This window comes from Fervidobacterium pennivorans DSM 9078 (assembly GCF_000235405.2).
GTDB lineage: Bacteria > Thermotogota > Thermotogae > Thermotogales > Fervidobacteriaceae > Fervidobacterium > Fervidobacterium pennivorans.
The window spans coordinates 890361-908832 of sequence record NC_017095.1 but is presented as its reverse complement, the minus strand read 5'-3'; the positions used below and the strand labels follow the sequence as shown (position 1 = coordinate 908832).

General features: G+C 39.7%; 17 protein-coding genes. 10 read left to right on the top strand and 7 right to left on the bottom strand.

Translation table 11 applies throughout. The annotated features are described in order from the left end of the window. Positions 1 to 35: 35 nt before the first annotated feature. Both FERPE_RS04180 and FERPE_RS04175 read right to left on the bottom strand, forming a co-directional pair. Positions 36 to 2570, bottom strand: a complete 2535-nt coding sequence (locus FERPE_RS04180; protein WP_014451409.1) for an adenosylcobalamin-dependent ribonucleoside-diphosphate reductase — start codon at positions 2568 to 2570, stop codon at positions 36 to 38. Between the two features lie 162 nt (positions 2571 to 2732). Further along, the gene (locus FERPE_RS04175) at positions 2733 to 3971 is read right to left on the bottom strand and encodes an MFS transporter (RefSeq protein ID WP_014451408.1); all 1239 of its coding nucleotides are present in this window, start codon (positions 3969 to 3971) and stop codon (positions 2733 to 2735) included. 314 nt (positions 3972 to 4285) lie between these two features. Between FERPE_RS04175 and FERPE_RS04170 the strand changes: the two genes are divergently transcribed. Genes FERPE_RS04170 through FERPE_RS04145 form a run of 6 tightly spaced genes read left to right on the top strand, consistent with a single transcriptional unit; the run spans position 4286 to position 11611 of the window. Then, positions 4286 to 6130: a beta-galactosidase gene (locus FERPE_RS04170; protein WP_014451407.1), complete on the top strand. Its 1845-nt coding sequence runs from the start codon at positions 4286 to 4288 to the stop codon at positions 6128 to 6130. Between the two features lie 22 nt (positions 6131 to 6152). Continuing rightward, entirely contained in the window at positions 6153 to 7151 is a 999-nt protein-coding gene (locus FERPE_RS04165; protein ID WP_014451406.1) for a LacI family DNA-binding transcriptional regulator, read from the top strand. A 31-nt stretch (positions 7152 to 7182) separates the two neighbouring features. Beyond that, positions 7183 to 8847 (top strand): glycoside hydrolase family 36 protein, encoded by a 1665-nt coding sequence (locus tag FERPE_RS04160; RefSeq protein ID WP_014451405.1) that lies wholly within the window; start codon positions 7183 to 7185, stop codon positions 8845 to 8847. Positions 8848 to 8874: 27 nt separating this feature from the next. Further along, positions 8875 to 9828 (top strand): galactose-1-phosphate uridylyltransferase, encoded by a 954-nt coding sequence (gene galT, locus FERPE_RS04155; RefSeq protein WP_014451404.1) that lies wholly within the window; start codon positions 8875 to 8877, stop codon positions 9826 to 9828. A 16-nt stretch (positions 9829 to 9844) separates the two neighbouring features. Continuing rightward, positions 9845 to 10900 carry a galactokinase gene (locus tag FERPE_RS04150; RefSeq protein WP_041263259.1) on the top strand — a complete coding sequence of 352 codons (1056 nt, stop codon included), beginning with the start codon at positions 9845 to 9847 and terminating at the stop codon, positions 10898 to 10900. Between the two features lie 33 nt (positions 10901 to 10933). Beyond that, positions 10934 to 11611, top strand: coding sequence for a class II aldolase/adducin family protein (locus FERPE_RS04145; RefSeq protein ID WP_014451402.1), 678 nt, complete (start codon positions 10934 to 10936; stop codon positions 11609 to 11611). A gap of 3 nt (positions 11612 to 11614) precedes the next feature. Here FERPE_RS04145 and pyrE read toward each other — a convergent pair whose 3' ends face one another. From pyrE to FERPE_RS04120, 5 genes are read right to left on the bottom strand one after another with little or no spacing between them, the layout of a single operon-like run. Further along, positions 11615 to 12232 carry an orotate phosphoribosyltransferase gene (gene pyrE / locus FERPE_RS04140; RefSeq protein ID WP_014451401.1) on the bottom strand — a complete coding sequence of 206 codons (618 nt, stop codon included), beginning with the start codon at positions 12230 to 12232 and terminating at the stop codon, positions 11615 to 11617. After that, a complete protein-coding gene (gene pyrF, locus FERPE_RS04135) occupies positions 12220 to 12870 on the bottom strand; it encodes an orotidine-5'-phosphate decarboxylase (protein WP_052312873.1) in 651 nt (216 codons plus the stop codon). Before pyrF ends, pyrE begins: the two co-directional genes overlap by 13 nt. A gap of 53 nt (positions 12871 to 12923) precedes the next feature. Beyond that, positions 12924 to 13793: a dihydroorotate dehydrogenase gene (locus tag FERPE_RS04130; protein ID WP_014451399.1), complete on the bottom strand. Its 870-nt coding sequence runs from the start codon at positions 13791 to 13793 to the stop codon at positions 12924 to 12926. Beyond that, the gene (locus tag FERPE_RS04125; RefSeq protein ID WP_014451398.1) at positions 13766 to 14503 is read right to left on the bottom strand and encodes an iron-sulfur cluster-binding protein; all 738 of its coding nucleotides are present in this window, start codon (positions 14501 to 14503) and stop codon (positions 13766 to 13768) included. The genes FERPE_RS04130 and FERPE_RS04125 overlap by 28 nt, the downstream gene beginning before the upstream one ends. After that, complete coding sequence (locus tag FERPE_RS04120; protein WP_014451397.1) at positions 14484 to 15638, bottom strand: dihydroorotase; 1155 nt, start codon at positions 15636 to 15638, stop codon at positions 14484 to 14486. Before FERPE_RS04120 ends, FERPE_RS04125 begins: the two co-directional genes overlap by 20 nt. A gap of 466 nt (positions 15639 to 16104) precedes the next feature. On the opposite strand from FERPE_RS04120, the gene FERPE_RS04110 reads away from it, so the two are divergent. From FERPE_RS04110 to FERPE_RS04095, 4 genes are read left to right on the top strand one after another with little or no spacing between them, the layout of a single operon-like run. Then, entirely contained in the window at positions 16105 to 16521 is a 417-nt protein-coding gene (locus FERPE_RS04110; RefSeq protein ID WP_014451395.1) for a GntR family transcriptional regulator, read from the top strand. After that, entirely contained in the window at positions 16511 to 17335 is an 825-nt protein-coding gene (locus FERPE_RS04105) for an ABC transporter ATP-binding protein (RefSeq protein ID WP_014451394.1), read from the top strand. Before FERPE_RS04110 ends, FERPE_RS04105 begins: the two co-directional genes overlap by 11 nt. Before the next feature lie 24 nt (positions 17336 to 17359). Further along, complete coding sequence (locus tag FERPE_RS04100) at positions 17360 to 18109, top strand: ABC transporter permease subunit (RefSeq protein ID WP_014451393.1); 750 nt, start codon at positions 17360 to 17362, stop codon at positions 18107 to 18109. 32 nt (positions 18110 to 18141) lie between these two features. Next, complete coding sequence (locus FERPE_RS04095) at positions 18142 to 18465, top strand: YbjQ family protein (protein WP_014451392.1); 324 nt, start codon at positions 18142 to 18144, stop codon at positions 18463 to 18465. Positions 18466 to 18472: the final 7 nt, after the last annotated feature.

Below are 18472 nucleotides of genomic sequence, written 5' to 3'. Positions count from 1 at the left end.
ACGGGGGTGTTTTTATTGCTGCCAATGTTCAGTTATCAGCTACACTTGCTCCAGCCACATTTTCTACAACTTGTGCATCCTTCTTGTTTGATAATACTATTTTTCGAGAGACACGATGGACAATACGTGTTACCATCCGCATCGATGTAATATCCTTCAGCCCATTGTAACCCGTTTGCAGTAACGAATTTCTCAATTTCTTCAGCTGTTTTTGCGGTTCCATCTATCACGAATGTATCGATAGTTTCTGCTGGAGTTTCACCCCAAAGTTCAACAAAGTCATCGATGGCGCTCTTAATTTCTTTTGCCAGAGCAGGAGTATATGTGCCTTTGACCTTTCTTAATTGCTCAAGAATTTCCTCGGCTGATACTCCCGCTCTCAAGGCAATTGAACTAAGTCTTCCAATCGCTTCCGCAAGTTCAGTTCCATTGGACAAGAATATTTCAACAGCTTCCCCGTTATCATCGAAGCTAACTGTGATGTATGTGGTGCCTGAATCGGTTTTGAACTTCCTTGTGACACTTCTCAGCGTATCCTTCCTCGGTTTAGGTCTCAGTTTGTGCTTTTCATCAAGCACAAAGAATTGAACCTTTGGTGCATCTTTTGTTTTCAAGTTCTTTGCTGAGGTAAGTACTTGCGTTTGCAATGAACCATCGCGGTATATGGTCAATCCACGGATGTTCAGTTTCAGTGCTTCGAGGTATATGTTCAAAACATCTTCTTCAGTAGCACTATTTGGCATATTTATCGTCTTTGAAATGTTGTTATCAACATACCTTTGGAACGCATCCTGCATTAACAAATGGTCCATAGGTGATATATCCATTGCGGTGACGAAAACTCTTTTAATGTGTTCTGGCACTTCGGGTAAATCTTTGAGAGAACCTTTTTCTACTAACCTTTCTTTAATTTTTTCTAATATCTCCTTATCAAGCTTTTGTTCAAGGACTCTGTTGACGTAGAACAACGCTTCTTTTCCACCATCGTGTTTGTTCATGTACCTGACATACGCAAGGAGGAAGTTTGGTTCCAATCCGCTACTTGTGTCTGCGATGTTTGAAATTGAACCAGTTGGGGCTATAGTTAAGACTGCAACGTTACGCTTACCGTACTTTGATTCAGAAAGAACTTGTCTTAACTCATCGTCAAATTTGCTCATTCCCATTGCAAATGGTGCGAAACCTTCTTCGCGATAGTATCTACTTTTCTCAAACAACGGGAAGTTGCCCTTTTCTTGTGCCAACCTGTTAGATTCACTATGACCTTGTATCGCCATGTATGCAGTCATATCCGCTGCAAATTGCCTTCCTTCTGGAGAATCATACGGGATGTCTAATAAGTAGAGTAAGTCTGCAAATCCCATGATACCAAGACCTATTCTTCTGCTATCTTTTACTGCCCTTGTTATTTTTTCCAGTGGAAAGACGTTGACATCTATAACGTTGTCAAGGAACCTAACTGCCAGTCTCGTTGCCTCACCAAATGCCTCCCAATTAAATTGACCATCCAGATAGAACTTCGCAACGTCGATTGAACCCAAGTTACAAGCTTCGTATGGTGCAAGTCCAATTTCACCACATGGATTGGTACTCTCAATAACCATTTCTGGATACATAGCGTAGTATTTGTTCATCTCGCTTAGGAATGCTAACCCTGGGTCTCCTGTTTTCCAAGCATTTTTAGCCATTTTCTTAAGTAGCTCTCGGACCTTTACTTTTTTTGTAGTATTACATTTTGGGTGCTTCAGTTCAATTTCTCCGTCTTCCATGTAGAGCCTCAACAGCTCTTCCCTGGGCATCGTTATTCCAACCGATATGTTGAAGAATTTTAATACTTTCTCTCCATCGTTACCTTCTTTTGCAGTGATAAATTCCTCGATGTCTGGATGGTCGATATTCAAAATTCCCATCAGAGCACCACGTCTTCTATAGCCTTGTTCGACAACACCAACTGCTGAGTTGAAAACATGCATGAATGAAACAGGACCACTTGCTTGCCCATGTGTTCCCGCAACAAAACTTCCTTTGGGTCTCAACCTCGAGAAGTTACTGCCGATACCACCACCAGCTTTGGTAATTAGTGCGTATTCTTTAACCGCATCGAATATACCCTCTATACTATCTTCAACTGGAACAACAAAACATGCGGAAAGCATATGGAGATGGTTTCTTGAATTATATATTTCCCAGTAATCTTCAAGCGTCATTTGTTCAATAGGTTTCCACAGTAGTTCGTGCCTGACTCCCATACCGGCGTTAAACAAAGTAGGACTGTTTGGAATGAATATCCTTGAGAGTAAAAAGTTATAGAATGTTTCTTCCCAGGATTTAACTTCATCCAGTTTCTCGCTGTCACTTTTACTTTCCATGGCGGGATTGTTCACCAATTCCGCCGTTGCAATTACGCGTGCAACCCTACGACAAATATCAGCCCACTTGGTCTCAAGATACTCACCAGAAGGAGTTTTTAAAAAATACCGCTCAGAAAGTATTTTGTAGGCATTTTTTGATGGTTCAACATCTTTCCAATAGTCGATAAACTTATTCAATGTACTATAAACAATGGACATACTGTTTTCCCTCCCCAAATTTACATAGTATTTCTTCTTAGTTTAGCGAGGTATATTATACCACATCTTGTGGTTCAACTGCAATAGTATACAATGAATTGTAGAATTTTCGTTTCGGTGAGTACCAAGGAGAGATGGTGGGTTAATCCTCCTTAGCAGGCTTTATTGGAAATTTTTTGGCTGTTTCGAAAGGTTGACTAACAGAAAGAGTCTTGAAATCGCAAAGAAGAGCAATATTAGACCTGAGAGGATGTAGACGTTTTTAATCCCTACGAAATTGCCCAACATTCCCAAGATAAAGGTTCCAGTTGGTGAACCGCCATTGTTGACAAACGAATACAGAGATATTGTTCTACCTTTCATATTTGAAGGAGATAACAACTGCGTTCTACTATTTGTGATGTTAAAGAACGAAGACTGGCAAGCACCTATCAAGAATGCTGCGTAAGGTGTCAAAGCAGGTTTGATGGAAGCAATCAGAATGCTTGTTCCGATTACAACCAACAAAAAATCTTCTCTTAGCTTTATCAAACGTTCGGGATTAATAGACGCTACTATGTTAGCACCGATAAAAGCACCTACACCCATCATTCCCATAATCAGTCCGTAACCAAGTATATCTGATTTCACAACACTTTTGACAAAAGCCTGCATCAACATGCCAAATGGCATGCCGAAAAGAGAATACATCGTTAGCCCTACGAATGTATTAATCAATACAGAATTTGTTGATACATAACGGACACCTTCCATAAGGTCTTCAAAGAACTTTTTAAAACTCACATTACCGTAAATTTTAGCGTGATTGTCTGGAATCAATAACAGTACAACTATCAATGGTAGAAATGAAATAGCGTTGACTATGAACCCAAACTCCAAACCATACAACTCTACAACAAAACCCGCAATTGTTGGTCCTACCATCCTTGCAACGTTAAAAATCATTGAGTGTAACGCAAGTGCATTTGGAAGCATGTCTTTCGGAACGATGTTTGATATAAATGTGTTCCTAGAAGGAAGGTAAAAACCGCTCGTAATACCCATCATAAGACTGAGGAAAAGTAGAAAGAAAGGATTTAACAGACCCTTCCAAACAAGGTAAGCCATGAAAAACGCGTTAGCAGCATCCAAAAGCTGGGTGTAAAGCAGTATCGTTTTGGGTCCGAACCAGTCTATCAAAACACCAGCGATCGGTGAAAAGAAAACCGACGGGAAACCTTTAAGGAAAGCTATAAGCCCTATGAAACCTGCGGCCTTGTCCTCTGAAAACAAGTTAACAGCCACCCAGCCTCTTAGCGTTGTATCTATCCATGTGCCAATTAAAGAAATGCTTTGGGCAGACCAAAAATTCCGATAGTGTTTGTTTTTAAGAGCTCGATACGGATTCATGACCCTTGCCATGAGTATAACCCCACCTAAAGATGAATTAATTCGTTTCACGAACTATTGTAGCATTGGTTTTTAAAGATTTCAAACAAGTATTTCGTTAATTAGTGAAGATTTAGTATGTATACGGCAAATAGATTCTGTTAATCAACAAAATTTGTCGATATTGATGCTTTGAAATCTCAAAAATATTTGATTAAATAGCATTGGGGATGTCGGTAACGTTACCGAATAAGTAATAAAACGTTGAAATTGGAAAGGGGTATAGATTTTTTTGGAAAAGCATTAGCGAATGTGCAAATAACATAAATTTCAAGGAGGTTTTACACATGGACATTTATGGTGCGGACTACTACCCAGAACATTGGGACAGGTCGTTTTGGAAAAAGCACGTGGATTTGATGAAGGTTTACGGCATTGAGTGGGTTAGGATAGGTGAATTTATGTGGAGTGTTGTAGAACCAAGGAATGGCGAGTTCGATTTTTCTTTACTTGACGAAGCGATAGAACTACTCTCTGAAAATGGTATCAAGATAATCTTGGGAACGCCGACTGCGACTCCTCCCGCTTGGCTTGTGAGTAAATATCCAGAAATCCTCCCAGTTGACTGGAATGGTAGAGTTAGGGGTTTCGGAAGTCGAAGGCATTACTCCCCGAACTCGAAAGCATATCTTGAATACGCCTTACGAATTGTTGAGCAATATGCATCCAGATATGGTGATGCAATTGATGTATGGCAAATTGATAACGAATTCGGATGTCATGGCACGACGTACAGCTTCACCAACGAAGACCTTGTTGCGTTTCGCGAATGGCTAAAAGAAAAGTATGGGACTATAGAGAATTTGAATAAACACTGGGGAACGGTGTTCTGGAGTCAAACATACAACAGCTGGGATGAGATTGTCTTTCCAATAAACACCCCAACATTTGAGAATCCCCACCAGATGCTCGACATCTATAGATTTATGTCTGACAGCTTCATCCGTTTCTTAAAAAGTCAGGTTGAAATAATCAGAAAGTATTCCTCGAAGCCTATAACTCACAACTTTATGGTAGATTTCATGGATTTGGACTATCGAAGAATGGCAAGATACGTTGATTTCGTTTCTTGGGATAATTATATAGCAACAGAAGAATACGACCCACTAAGACAGTCAGCAAATCATTCTTTAATGAGGTCTTTGAAACACCAACCATTTTTGGTTATCGAACAACAACCGGCAAGGGTGAATTGGAGGCAAGTTAACGAGAATTACGAACCCGAGTATCTTGCAATGTGGACTAAACAGGCGTATTTAAATGGGGCAATGGGTGTGATGCCGTTTCGTTTCGACCAGATTCGGTTCGGGGCTGAACAATACCATGCCGGGTTATTGGACTACTATGGAAGACCGACAAAACGGTTGGAAGCTTATTCAAAAGTGAAAAATCAAACACCGGGGGTCATTACTCCAAAACCCGAGGTTGCTATTTACTTTGACTACGAAAATGAGTGGATTCACAGAATAAACCATCTGAATCGAAACTTTAAGTATTGGGATGCAATTGTAGATATTTACAAAGCTGTTAAGAACCTTGGATACAATGCAGAGTTCGTGTTTAATGAAGATGAGGTTGAAGGGTACAATGTATTGATAGTTCCTTATGCTTCTTATATTTCTGAGGAATTCATTGAGAAAATCAAAAAATTTGAAGGTCCAGTGTATCTCACGGCAATGTCATCTATAAAGGACAAGTATAATTGGCTAACTGAGAGAATGCCATGGCATCTTGTTGATGAATTCGGGATTGAAGTAGTTGATTTTGGTGGAATCAAGGAAGAAAAAGGGTATCTCTTTTCTCAATGTGTTACAACTTTATTCTGGAAAGATGAGCTCGAAGTTTTGGATGCGAAAGTCATCGGCAGTTTCGAGAATGGAGCCCCGCTTGTAACAGTTAAAAACAACCGCTATTATGTAGCTTCTGTCCTTGATGAGAATGGTTGGAAATTATTACTGTCAGAAAATCTGAGACCCAGGGTCTTAGGTAAAGGATACGAGTTGGTGAATGTAGAACGAGATAGTAGAGAACTAACAGGTGTTCTGAACACATTACCAACTGAGAACAAGTTGTATATTGATGGAAGCTTACATGTTTTGAAACCATTCGAATTTAGGTTCGTTGAAAGATAGGTTCACATAGGAGGTGAGGAGTTTGAAGAAATTTGTAACGATACGTGACATTGCCAAGGCGGCCGGTGTATCTATAAACACAGTTTCAAGAGCACTTAATAATAAGCCGGATATAAACAAAGAAACAAAAGAAAGGGTCTTGAAAGTAGCGAGAGAGCTTGGGTATATAAAGGATGCAACTGCGACATCTTTGAGATATGGGTTGACCAAAGTCATAGGTGTGATTTTGGAGGACAGTTCGAACCCATTTTACTCAGAGGTGCTCAAGTCAATAGAAATGGCTGCCAGGAAACGGGGGTTCAACGTCATTTTTATGAACACAGAAAAAGACTACAACTTAGAGGAAGACGCGGTAAAAACTATGCTCAGCCGGAGGGTAGATGGGATTATCATTTCCCCTACGCAAGAAAAAAGCGAGGACATACAATTACTTATAAAATCCGCCGTGCCTTTTGTTATCCTTGGTGTTCACTTTGAGGATATTGAGGTTCCAGAGGTTTACAGCAACGATGTCAAGGGAAGTTATTTGGCTGTGAGTCACTTGATCGAGAAAGGTAGGAAGAAAATCGTATACCTTAGCGGGTACTTATACAAATCCGTTGCTCGTATGAGGCTTGAAGGATACAGAAGGGCTCTCCATGAACATATGTTGCCATTTGACGAAAGTTATGTCTTTGAAGTAGAAGAAGGTGTTGAGAATTCGTATAAAAAGATGCTTGATATCATAGAGTCCGGACTTAAATTTGATGGAGTTTTCTGTTTTAACGACATTTCTGCAATTGGCGCAATGCAAGCACTTCGCGAAAAAGGTTACTCTATTCCAGACGATGTGTCGGTTGTAGGATACGATGATATAGCATTTGCGCATTTTATACAACCGAGACTGACGACAGTTCGCATAGATAAGCAAAAAGAAGGAGAAGATGCGTTTGAACTACTTTACGAAATGATAAAAAGAAAAGAATTTGTAAACAAAAGGCTGGTCTTGGATGTTGAACTCGTTGTAAGAGAAACAACTTGAAATCTTCTTGGAGAAAGGAGTGAGCCTTTGTATGTACATCCCAAGCTTGTCAGAAATAAGGAAGATAATCGGTTACCGTAAGTTTGATAGATACGAACTGATATTAGAAGTTCGTAAGATTCCGGCTGGCTACAAGATTTCAGGAGAAATAAAAGGAATAGTAGACGATGTTGAACTATTCTCGTTCCCAAGACCAGATAAAGTACTTGCCAATAACTGGCAGTCATGGGGGCCTGCAAGGGTTATAACAAAGGATTTTAAATTGAATTTCCCAAAGGACCTAATTGAAAAATTTGGTTTCAGTGCATCCATTATGCCAGAAGTTTATTTTGATAACCTTATCAGCGATTATTTCTTAGCTGCGGATACCTTCGTAGTAGGAGCGCTTAAATCCGAGATTGGTCATGTTTATTTCAAGTTGTCTGACGATACTATATCTGTCCATTTAAGGTATTTTGGCAAGATGTTCGATGAATGGACACCTATAGAACCTATTGCGGTAATCAATTTGAACCCTGATGATGGACTCACATACTATGCCGAACTTATTGCAAAAGAAAACAACATTACATTTTCATCACACAACCCGGTTAGTTGGTCGAGCTGGTATCAATACTACCTTGACTTCAATTATGAAAAGATGATTTCCGATTTGGAGAAGTCTAAAGAGTTGGATTTAGGATACGAAGTCTTCCAAATAGATGATGCATGGGAAATTGATATTGGTGACTGGGTACCTAATGAGAAGTTCCCAAGTCTAAAAGAAGTTGCAGATAAGATAGCATCATATGGTTACAAGCCAGGAATTTGGCTTGCCCCATTCAGTATTTCGGAAACATCAAATGTATTCAAAAACCACCCCGATTGGCTGGTTAAAAACGAAAGTGGTGTACCCGTTGTCGCGTATGAAAACTGGAGTAAAAAGATATATGCACTTGACACAACGCATCCTGAAGCTGTGGAGTGGTTAAAAAACCTCTTTGTTGGTTTAAAAGCGAATGGATTCGATTATTTTAAAATCGATTTTCTTTTTGCCGGAGCAATTCAAGGAAAAAGGTATAAACATAATGTTTCGCCAATAGAAGCGTATAGAATGGGTTTGAAAGTTATTCGAGAAGCTGTGGGAGACTCGTTTGTTCTTGGATGTGGTGCTCCCCTTCTACCAAGTGTTGGTTTGGTTGACGGTATGAGAATCAGTGCCGACACAGCCTCTTTCTGGGACCCAAATGGACCAGATATAGGCTATCCAAATGCGTATTATGCTCTAAGGAACGTTATTACACGCAACTTTATGAACAACATACTTTGGTGGAACGACCCTGACTGTCTTATGTTGAGAAAGGAAGATACACAGCTTAATGATGCGCATAGGGAACTTTACACTATTGCATCACTCTTGTTGGATAATATGATAATACAGAGTGATAACCTCTCCTACGAAATTGATAAGAATTTGTGGAACTTGGTTAAAAAATACAAGACCTACGGTCGCAGAAGGTTCAAAGTCAGTGGGTTGATGAATGGAAGATACAAAATCACAAGTTGTGGTACCAATGGTTGTGATGAACTTGTTATAGATGACCTTGCAACTTTGCAATACAAAGTCAACTACGATACACCAAGGATTGAATTGTCAAAAGTGGTTGAAAAAAGAACGGACGGCAGAATCTTCAATTACTACAGAGAAAAACAATAAATAGGGAGTCTAAGGTGGTGATAAGCGATGATGGAACGAAGATGGAATCTGCTCACTGGAGAATGGGTTATGGTTTCAGCATACACGCAAGCAAGACCTACGAATCCAACGAATTTCTGTCCACTTTGTCCTGGTGGTGATGAGTTCGAAACAGAGTACGATTTGGTTTCGTTCGATAACAGATATCCTTCAATGAAGATAGATGCTCCAGAAGTCCAAAGCACGGGTATATATAGAAAGGCACGTTCGAACGGAAAATGCGAGGTTGTTGTTTATACAATTGAGCATGAAAGTGCTATGAGTATGATGCCTATTCACCAAATCGAAAAACTAATCCAGATGTGGGTAGATAGATACCTTGACTTATCACAAAACCGGTTTATCAAATACGTCTTCATTTTCGAAAACAGGGGTAAGGAAGTAGGTGCAACCCTTCCGCACCCACATGGACAATTATATGCCTTTCCGTTCATTCCAAAGCGTATAGAAGCAAAACTGCAGGCTTTGTCTCAATACTACGACGAGAACGGCAGTTGTGCGGTTTGTGATATTGTTGATAATGAGATAAAATTAAAAGAAAGAATAATCTACGAGAATGAATCATTTATCACACTTGTTCCGTTTTATGCACGCTGGCCCTACGAAGTCCATGTGTATCCCAAAAGGCACGTAAGTACTCTTGTAGAACTTACAAACACTGAGAGATATCACTTGGCAAAGGCTCTAAAAGTTGTTACAATGAAATATGACTTACTTTTCAAACAAGCATTCCCATACATGATGATGCTTTTCCAAGCACCAGTCAATGATGTAAGCTATTCACATGCTTTCCATTTCCATATTGAGTTTAACCCTGTAAAACGAGACAAAGACAAAATTAAGTGGATGGCAAGTGTTGAAACTGGAACTTGGGCGTTCATAAACCCAAAAATTCCAGAAGAAGCGGCAAAAGAACTCAGGAATGTGGAGGTTGAGTTGTGATATGGCAAACCAAAAAATAGTGGTTTATTCACCGGGACGTGCAAATCTTATAGGAGAGCACACAGATTATAACGACGGTTTTGTCTTACCATTTGCTATAAAAAGGTATGTAAAAATTGAAATAGAACCATCGAAAAAGTTTAAAATTTTCTCACATCAGTTGAAGAAAGGAATAGAGTTTGATGCCCCCACAAAAACAAATTCCTGGGCTGATTACGTAATAGGGATGATTCAGAAGCTGAGAGAACATGGATACGAAGTTAAGCCGTTCACAATGTACATTGATTCTGATCTTCCAATGGGAGCAGGATTATCAAGCTCTGCTGCTTTGGAAGTTGGTGCAGGGTATGCTATTTCTCAAATGATGGGATTCGAGCTTGACCGTGAAGAACTTGCAAAAATTGCCCACGAATGTGAGGTTGATTTCGTTGGTGTTCGCTGTGGGATAATGGACCAATACGCTGTTGCACTTTCGAAAGAAGACCACGCACTTTTTATAGACACCATGACAAGAGAGTATAAATACGTCCCTCTTCGACTCGATGATACCAAGCTTTATCTCATTAACTCTGGAGTTAAGCATGAGCTTGGTTCGTCCGAATACAATAAAAGACGACATGAATGTGAACTTGCACTGCAAGCGCTCAGGAAACCATCGTTTAGGGAAGTTACGCTTGAAGACATCGAAAAGATTCAAGACCCTGTTTTGAAAAAGCGGGCACTGCATGTTGTTACAGAGAATGAGAGAGTTTTAAAGACACTATCGGCACTAGAAGATGACAACTTAGTTTTGGTTGGAAAGTATCTGTACGAATCACATTACAGTCTCAAAGACAATTACGAAGTTTCTTGCGAAGAGATAGATTTCCTTATTGAGAAATTACGTGAATACTCAAATGTTTTAGGGGCAAGGATAGTTGGAGCAGGCTTTGGAGGAAGTATCATAGCGTTAGTTAAAGGAAATTTCGAAAGCATTTTTGAAAAAATTTCAGAAGCTTACAGAATTAAATTTGGCATTTTGCCAACACTTCTTAACGTAGAGACCAGCAATGGTGTGTTTAGAGCACTCTGAGAATACTATGGGTGATGCGAAAGGGGTAAGTGAATGGCGAAGAAAACAAAGAAAAGTGTGGAAAAATTTTCCTTCAATTACGATATCGCCGAATCGATAGTCAATTATGCCCGTAAGGTTTCTGAAGAAGGGCTTACGAAAGGTACTTGGGGAAACATTAGTGTCCGAGATGGTGGATACATTTACATCACACCATCTGGGTTTCCATATGATAAGTTAACACCAAAGCATATAATAGTTGTAGACAACGAGGGGAGGAAAGTCTACGGTGAGTTAACACCCTCTTCAGAACTACCTTTGCATATTGAGATTTACGAAAAGCGAGCAGATGTTCATGCAATAATACACACACATCCTGTTTATTCTACAATAGTCTCGGTGACTTTAAAAGAGATTCCCCCGATTGTTGAGGATGCTGTAATGATTCTTGGAGAACGTCTTTTTGTTTCAGAATACGCACTTCCAGGGACCGAAGAACTCGCACGGAACGCCATCAAAGCTCTTGGAAATAACCATTGTGTATTTTTAAGAAACCACGGTCTTGTGACCGTGGGTGAAAATCTCCAAGAAGCTTTAATTGCAACACTCGTCGCAGAAAAAACTGCACAAATTTACATAGAAGCACTCAGAGTTGGAAAGGTTTCTATTCTTCCAGATGAGCATGCAAAGTTGTTAAGAGAAAAATATCTCAAATCATACAGGCAAAAATAACCTTTACCTTGTATTCATCTTTCTGCTACCAGGTTTCACAGCAGGTATACCAGATTTACAAAGTGGACAATCCTCAGGTTTGTAAGTAGGGAAGTCGAACTTCACAAGGTAGAAGTACGGCTTTCCTTTAAGTTTTTGATTGATTTCTTCAAACGGATTTTCTTTTCCTGACCTGTTTATAATGCTTGCAAACCCTACGATTTGCCCGCCGTAGCTTTCAACAACTTCTACAACTTCGAGTGTTGATTTTCCCGTTGTAACAACATCTTCAACGATAAGCACTCTTTCGCCTTCGTGTATTTCAAAGCCCCTTCTCAATTTCATGACACTGTCTTCACGTTCAGTAAAAATCGCGCGTGTGTTCAACTTCTTCCCTACTTCATATGCCACGATAACACCACCAAGTGCCGGTCCGACAACAACGTCAACACCCAGTCCAGCATCTAAAATTTTCCTTGCTATTAGTTCCCCGATCTGTTCCCCATATTTCGGATATTCGAAAACCTTAGCGCATTGGACGTAATTGGGGGAATGTAAACCAGAAGAGAGTATGAAGTGACCATCGAGCAAAGCGCCTGTCTTTCTGAGGATTTCTAAAACCCTTTCATTTATTGTTTCCATAATCTCACCTTCTCTTTTATTGCCTGTATCTTTTCACCGGGGTCTTTTGCCTTATACACTTCTCTTCCAAGTACAGCGAAGTTCGCTATCCCAAAAATATCCCATAACGATACCACATCTTTTTGGTCATCTTTTGATTGCTCCATACGTATACCGGGAACCAGTATTGCTCCACCTATTTTGTGTCGCATCTTAATTGCCCACATGCCAGGTAGCACGAACGAAGAGCCCAACCTCGCAAGTCCTACAATAATATGTTCAAAATCTTCGAGCCTTCCGGGTAGCGATGTTAACTTTATCACAGAGAAAATCATCTTATCAGTTGATTCAAGGGCGGCTTTAACACTCTCTAACCCCGCGTTTGCATGAACTGTGAAACCAACGATTGCAGGATGTTCCCAGGCTCTTATCGACCTTGCCACCGTTGATGGTATATCAGAAAATTTCAAATCAAGAATAACTTTGTATCCTCTTTCGTAGAAATAATCAAGTATCCTCTTTCCTTGCACTGCAAGGTTATGTCCAACCTTAACATAATCAAAACTTCCGTGTTTTTCAATGAAACCAATAGGGTCTTCCATGTCTAAGCTAAGCACCGGCTCTGTTACAACCCAGTTTTTTCTCTCGACTTTTTCCATCTTTTCACTACTAAGTGGAGTAACCATCAACATAAAAATCCCCCCTTTAGAAATTATTGTTTTTCTTCACTTTTTAAGAACTCCACAATTTCTTTTCCTATTTTGTTGATAACATACTCATTTTGGAATAGTGCACTTCCTATGCTCACTGCGTTCGCCCCAAATTGGAGCATCTCTTTTGCTTGTTGGGCAGTGTATATACCACCGGATGCGATTATGAAAATATCTGGTAAGACCTTCCTCACTTCGTAAACAGCCCTAAGTGCGATAGGATAAAGTGCAGGACCTGAAAGCCCTCCAAGTAAAACTTGTCCTTCAGAGTTTATGATAAGTCCACGGATAGTATTGATAACAGTGACACCATTCCAACCTTCCAGCGCGACAATCTTTGCCATTTCTTCAACAAACCCACTTTCTATTCCAAGTTTTGCAATGATAAACGCATCCGTTTCTTTTCTTATCGCCTTCAAAAGTTTCCTCCACTCTTCTCTATCTGACATAATTGAAAGTCCGCCGTGATGAACGTTTGGACAGCTAAAATTGTATTCGATAGCCAAAAACTTATCTAAGTAAGGTTTCACAAGTCTGGTTATCTCAACGTACTCTTCAAACGAATCCCCTCCAAGGCTCAAAATAGCTGGAACTTTTGAAAGCAAAACATCTAACTCTCCACTATCTAGAATCTTTTTTAAACCAACAAAACCAGGATTTTCGAGCCCGATGCGATTTATCATGAAGATATCGGTTGCGTATATTCTCGGCGGTTTGTTACCAACCTTTGGATGGAGAGTTATCGTCTTCAATGTGTACGCGCCTACGTAAGACCAATCTATTGAATCTACGTTAAGGTACTCACCAAAACCCCCAGGTCCGGAGGCTATAACAATGGGTGTTCTCAGTCTGAGTGTCTTTGAACTTGCCATATGTTATCACCTCTAAACACCGGTCCGTCTGTGCAAACGTGTTTTATGCCATGGACTGTTTCCACAGCGCATCCTTTACAAGCACCTATTCCACAAGCCATGTACTCATTCAATGAAACGTAAACAACCTTATTTGGCATATTTTTTACAGCAAGCTCTTCCATGACTCTGGAGCCGCTGACGAATATCCAGTCGAAAGCTGAGTGATTTAATTCACTGAGCAAATTTAAATACTCATCGTTCCCTACAAATACTCTCATCTTGAATTTCTTCACAAATTTCTCGTTCAGTTCGGTCTTTGAGGCCACGATTAACGGTATATCAAAACGTTCGGAAAGATGGATTCCCTCGGCAAGACAGGACGGTGCCACAATAACTGCACCATTATTACTCTCAGGAATAAATGGATTGCCAAGAGGTGCAAGGACATTGAGTTTTTCGTTGGTCTTAACTATATACTCGCTTCCCTTTCCTGCAATTTTTACGGAGATAGCAAGTTCCCTTTTGTTTAATCTTCCAAGCGTGTAAGGTTTCCGCGTTAATCCTGCGTCACCTACGCTCACCATGCAGAACTGTCCTGGTAGAAAATCGAAATCTTCTTCAAAAGTGATTAAGTAAGTATTTTGCGTTATTTCTTCAACGATCCTCTTAGTTAGTAGAAAGGCTTTGTACTTTGTTTGCTTTTTTAATTCAGCGGAGAAATTCGCCATTCCAGAACACCCACCTTCCGTTTCTTCTTATTCCAAGGACCTTTCCCTTCAATCTATAACCATTGAATGCACAGTTTTTGCCTTTGCTGAAGAACTTGTTGCTTTCAACAGTATACTCAGCCTTTTCATCAATCAACACAGCGTCGTTGGGGAACTTTAAGCCAAGTTCCTCATAACTTTTTCCCAACACACTAAGCGGATTTATAGTGAGATTTTTCAAAACGAGTTCGATATCTTCGAACACTTTCAGATACACAGAAAACGCTACCTCTATATGGGAACTTCCATATGGGGCTCTTTCAAAATCTGCTGGCTTTTCAGGATGCGGTGCATGGTCTGTTGCAAAACACGTTATGATACCCTTTCTCACAGCATTGACGAGGATATCTCTGTCTTTTGAAATGGGAGGGTTAATCTTCTGGTTTGGATTGTTTATCTCCTCTGGGCGGAAGAAAACGTGATGGGGGGTTACTTCACATGTAACCTTCGCCTTTTTTCTTAGGTACTCTATGGTCTCCAAAGATTGTGAGGTTGAGACATGCTGAATGTGAAATCTATTAAACCCGAACTCAAGCCCTGTCAACACAGTTCTGAATATCGCGATTGCCTCGTTTGAGTATGTGCGCACTGCGTTAGGTAGTTTCGAATCTATGTAGAAATCTCCTGGAACTTCGTGTAGTTGTGAATGATCAAAAACTAAAGCACTCTTTTTCTCTGAGAAAGCTTTTATTAAGTCTGGACTTGTGTACCGAATTCCGTCTGTTGAGAAACCAGCAATGTTGTTTGTATAATCCTCAAGCTCATTTAAATCGTTTATCTCTCCAAATAAGCTGATGGTATGAAGAAAGTGAACATCTTTGTCTTTTGAAAGTTCAACATGATTCTTTAGAACATCTAAGTTTTCTATAGGTGGCCTTGTGTTTGGTTGAATCACGCATACTCCGAACCCGCCGGCTAAAGCCGCATGGGAAAGTGTGTCGTAATCCTCTTGGTCATTTAACCTAACATGTGTATGTAAGTCTACAAATAGTGGTGAAAGCAGCAAAGAATCGAGGTCTTGGTCTATTTTCTCCGGGAGGTCAACTGGAACTTGTCCTCTTTTAATTCTACCAGTTGACATATCAAATATTCTCATGTAGAAGCCTCCTTTGGTGTTGATGATAAACGCATAAAGGGTAATAAAAAAGGGACCTCAAAAGAGGTCCCTTTTCTAACAAAACCAAATATTGATAACTTTCCGAAAAGGTTTCTACAAAAATCTAAGATTATACTCTTCAAAAGAGCTGGTACAAAATTTACGAAGTTATTGACATTGTTTGTTGCCCTTCCTTTTCTCTGGTTTTGGCCTCGCTGGACCAAATTAACCATATTTACACCTCCAAACTTTTCGAAAGGAATTTTACCATAAAGAGCTTAATAGTGTCAAGGTACGAAAATGACATTTTCTATAAATCCATAAGAAGCTTGCAACTAATTCACTAAGAAAAGCCCTTTGAGCTTCGGACATGCGAAATGAAAACTACCTTGACAAAACGACCACTGTAATAGTACAATATTACAGCAGTATACGATATAAGAATATATCAATAGAGGTGTTATGTGTGTGGTTTGTTGTGGACTACCATTCTCCGGTACCGATTTATGTGCAAATAAAAGAGAAGGTGAAGGTACTTATTCTTAGTGGCAAGTTAAAACCAGGTGATTTCTTGCCCTCTATCAGAACGTTGGCTAAAGACTTGGGAGTAAATGTAAACACGGTGGCACGTGCTTACAGGGAACTTGAACTTGAGGGAGTTATACGTGCCGAACGCGGTGAGGGGTATACCGTCGTTGGACTTGAAAACGCTGTCCACGAGAAAATAAAACAGCAGATAATCACGGAACTCGAAAGTGTATTGCGACGTTGCAAGGAACTCAAGATAGACAAATCTACTGTTTTTAGCCTTGTTGAGAAAATATATCAACAATCAACTCAATCAAGTCATCAATACAAGGAAGGTGAAAATAATGGCAACTGAAAGCACATTGGTTCTCAGTGTCAAAAACTTGAAAAAGTATTACGGGAACATCCATGCTGTTGATGGTATCTCATTTGAAGTCCTAAAAGGTGAAATCTTCGCACTTCTTGGTCCAAACGGCGCAGGTAAGACTACTACAATAAAGTGTATCCTCGGTTTAAGAAGAAGGGATGCCGGTGAGATTGTCTTAAATGGAACTATTTCGTTTGTTCCCGATGGAAAGGAATTGTATGGTTCGTACACCGTGGAAAGAATGGTAAAAGTTGCAAAAGAACTAACCGACAAGTTCGATGAAAAGAAATGCATTGAGTATGTTAAAAGATTCCAAATACCATTAAATGAAAAAGTTTCCAGTTTGTCCAGCGGTCAAACAACACAGCTTTACCTATCAATTGCGTTCTCTCAAGATGCCGAGCTTTACATCTTTGACGAACCAACATGGGGACTTGATCCAATAGTAAGAAATGAAGTACTTGAGATGATAAGAGAATTGCCATCAGGTGATAAGAGCGTGCTATATACAAGTCACATCTTAAGCGAAGTTGAGAAGGTTGCTGATAAAATTGCAATTATGAACAAAGGGAAGATACTTGATATAGGTTATCTTGATGAGATTAAGGAAAAATACTGTGCCGTGAGTATACCGAGAGATTCAAAAATTGAGGGTTATAAGTACAAGAGCACCGAAAGTGAAGATATCTATATTGTGACAAGAGAATATGCTATTTCGAATAATTTGGAATACACTCCTGTTCCCTTTGAAGTAATATTCGAAGCACTTGTAATGGGGAATAATAATCCAACAAACATGTGAGAGTTTTGAAAGGTGGTGCAGGATATGAAGAAAGAATTTTACGATATGAAGGTTAGATTTTTTGGTGTTCTAATAGTTACTATAGCATTGTTTTTCATTGTGGCTCCATTCCAAAAGTTTACAGTCTCTATACTCGAAGGGTATTCGGGGAATCCCCAGCTTGAAAAGTTCCTACCTGGCGCGATGCTAAGCAAGTTAAAAGAATGGAATTTTTACATAAATTCTCAGTGGTATGGTAAAAACTTTGGGCAAATGATAGGTATTATCGGTATAATAATGGCATTTCCTCTTTTTGCAAGAGAATTTGAGAACGAGACTATAGTATTTCTACTCGTTAGAAAACCAAGAAAGTGGATATACTTTAATAAAGTCTTCGCTGGAGCTATCGCAACATTGATTGTTATGTTAGTAGGCTCGATACTTCCGGCTATATATTCCGCAGTTGCTGGAAAGGAATATAACTACTCGGTCATACCTAAGTTTATGGTACACTCAATTTTTGGAGCACTTTTATGGTATTGTGTTGGGGTATTCTTCTCGGTGATTTTCAACGACCAAGTCAAGCCACTTCTTGCCAGTTTGGGTTTACTTGCTTTAACTACAACAGCAGGTTTAATAAAGGCTACGAAATTTTTGAATACCTTTCCATATCAGCTTGGAGTGAGTATTTTTGAGAAAAACAGCGTTGATTTTCGTTATACACTGGGAATAATAGTCGTGTGCTTAGTGATTACCTGGATTGGTTACTTAGTTTTTGAAAGGAAGGAAGTTTAACCAACAAGTGCTGTTAAAATGGAGGTGTGAGTATGATAGTTGTAACTACAGATTTTGTGCCAGGATATGAAATAGTCGAGACACTCGGTATTGTAACAGGAAGTATCGTTAACTCAAAGCACTTGGGAAAAGATATCGCGGCTGCATTCAAAACACTCGCAGGCGGAGAGATAAAAAGCTATACAGAACTGCTTGTAGAGAGTAGAAACATAGCGTTGAAGAGAATGGTTAGCGAGGCTGAAAAGCTTGGAGCTGACGCAGTCGTTGGTGTGAGATTTGGTTCGTCATCGGTAATGCAGAGCGCTGCTGAGATACTGGCTTACGGAACGGCTGTGAAACTAAAGAAAAAAGAGTAGAAGATTA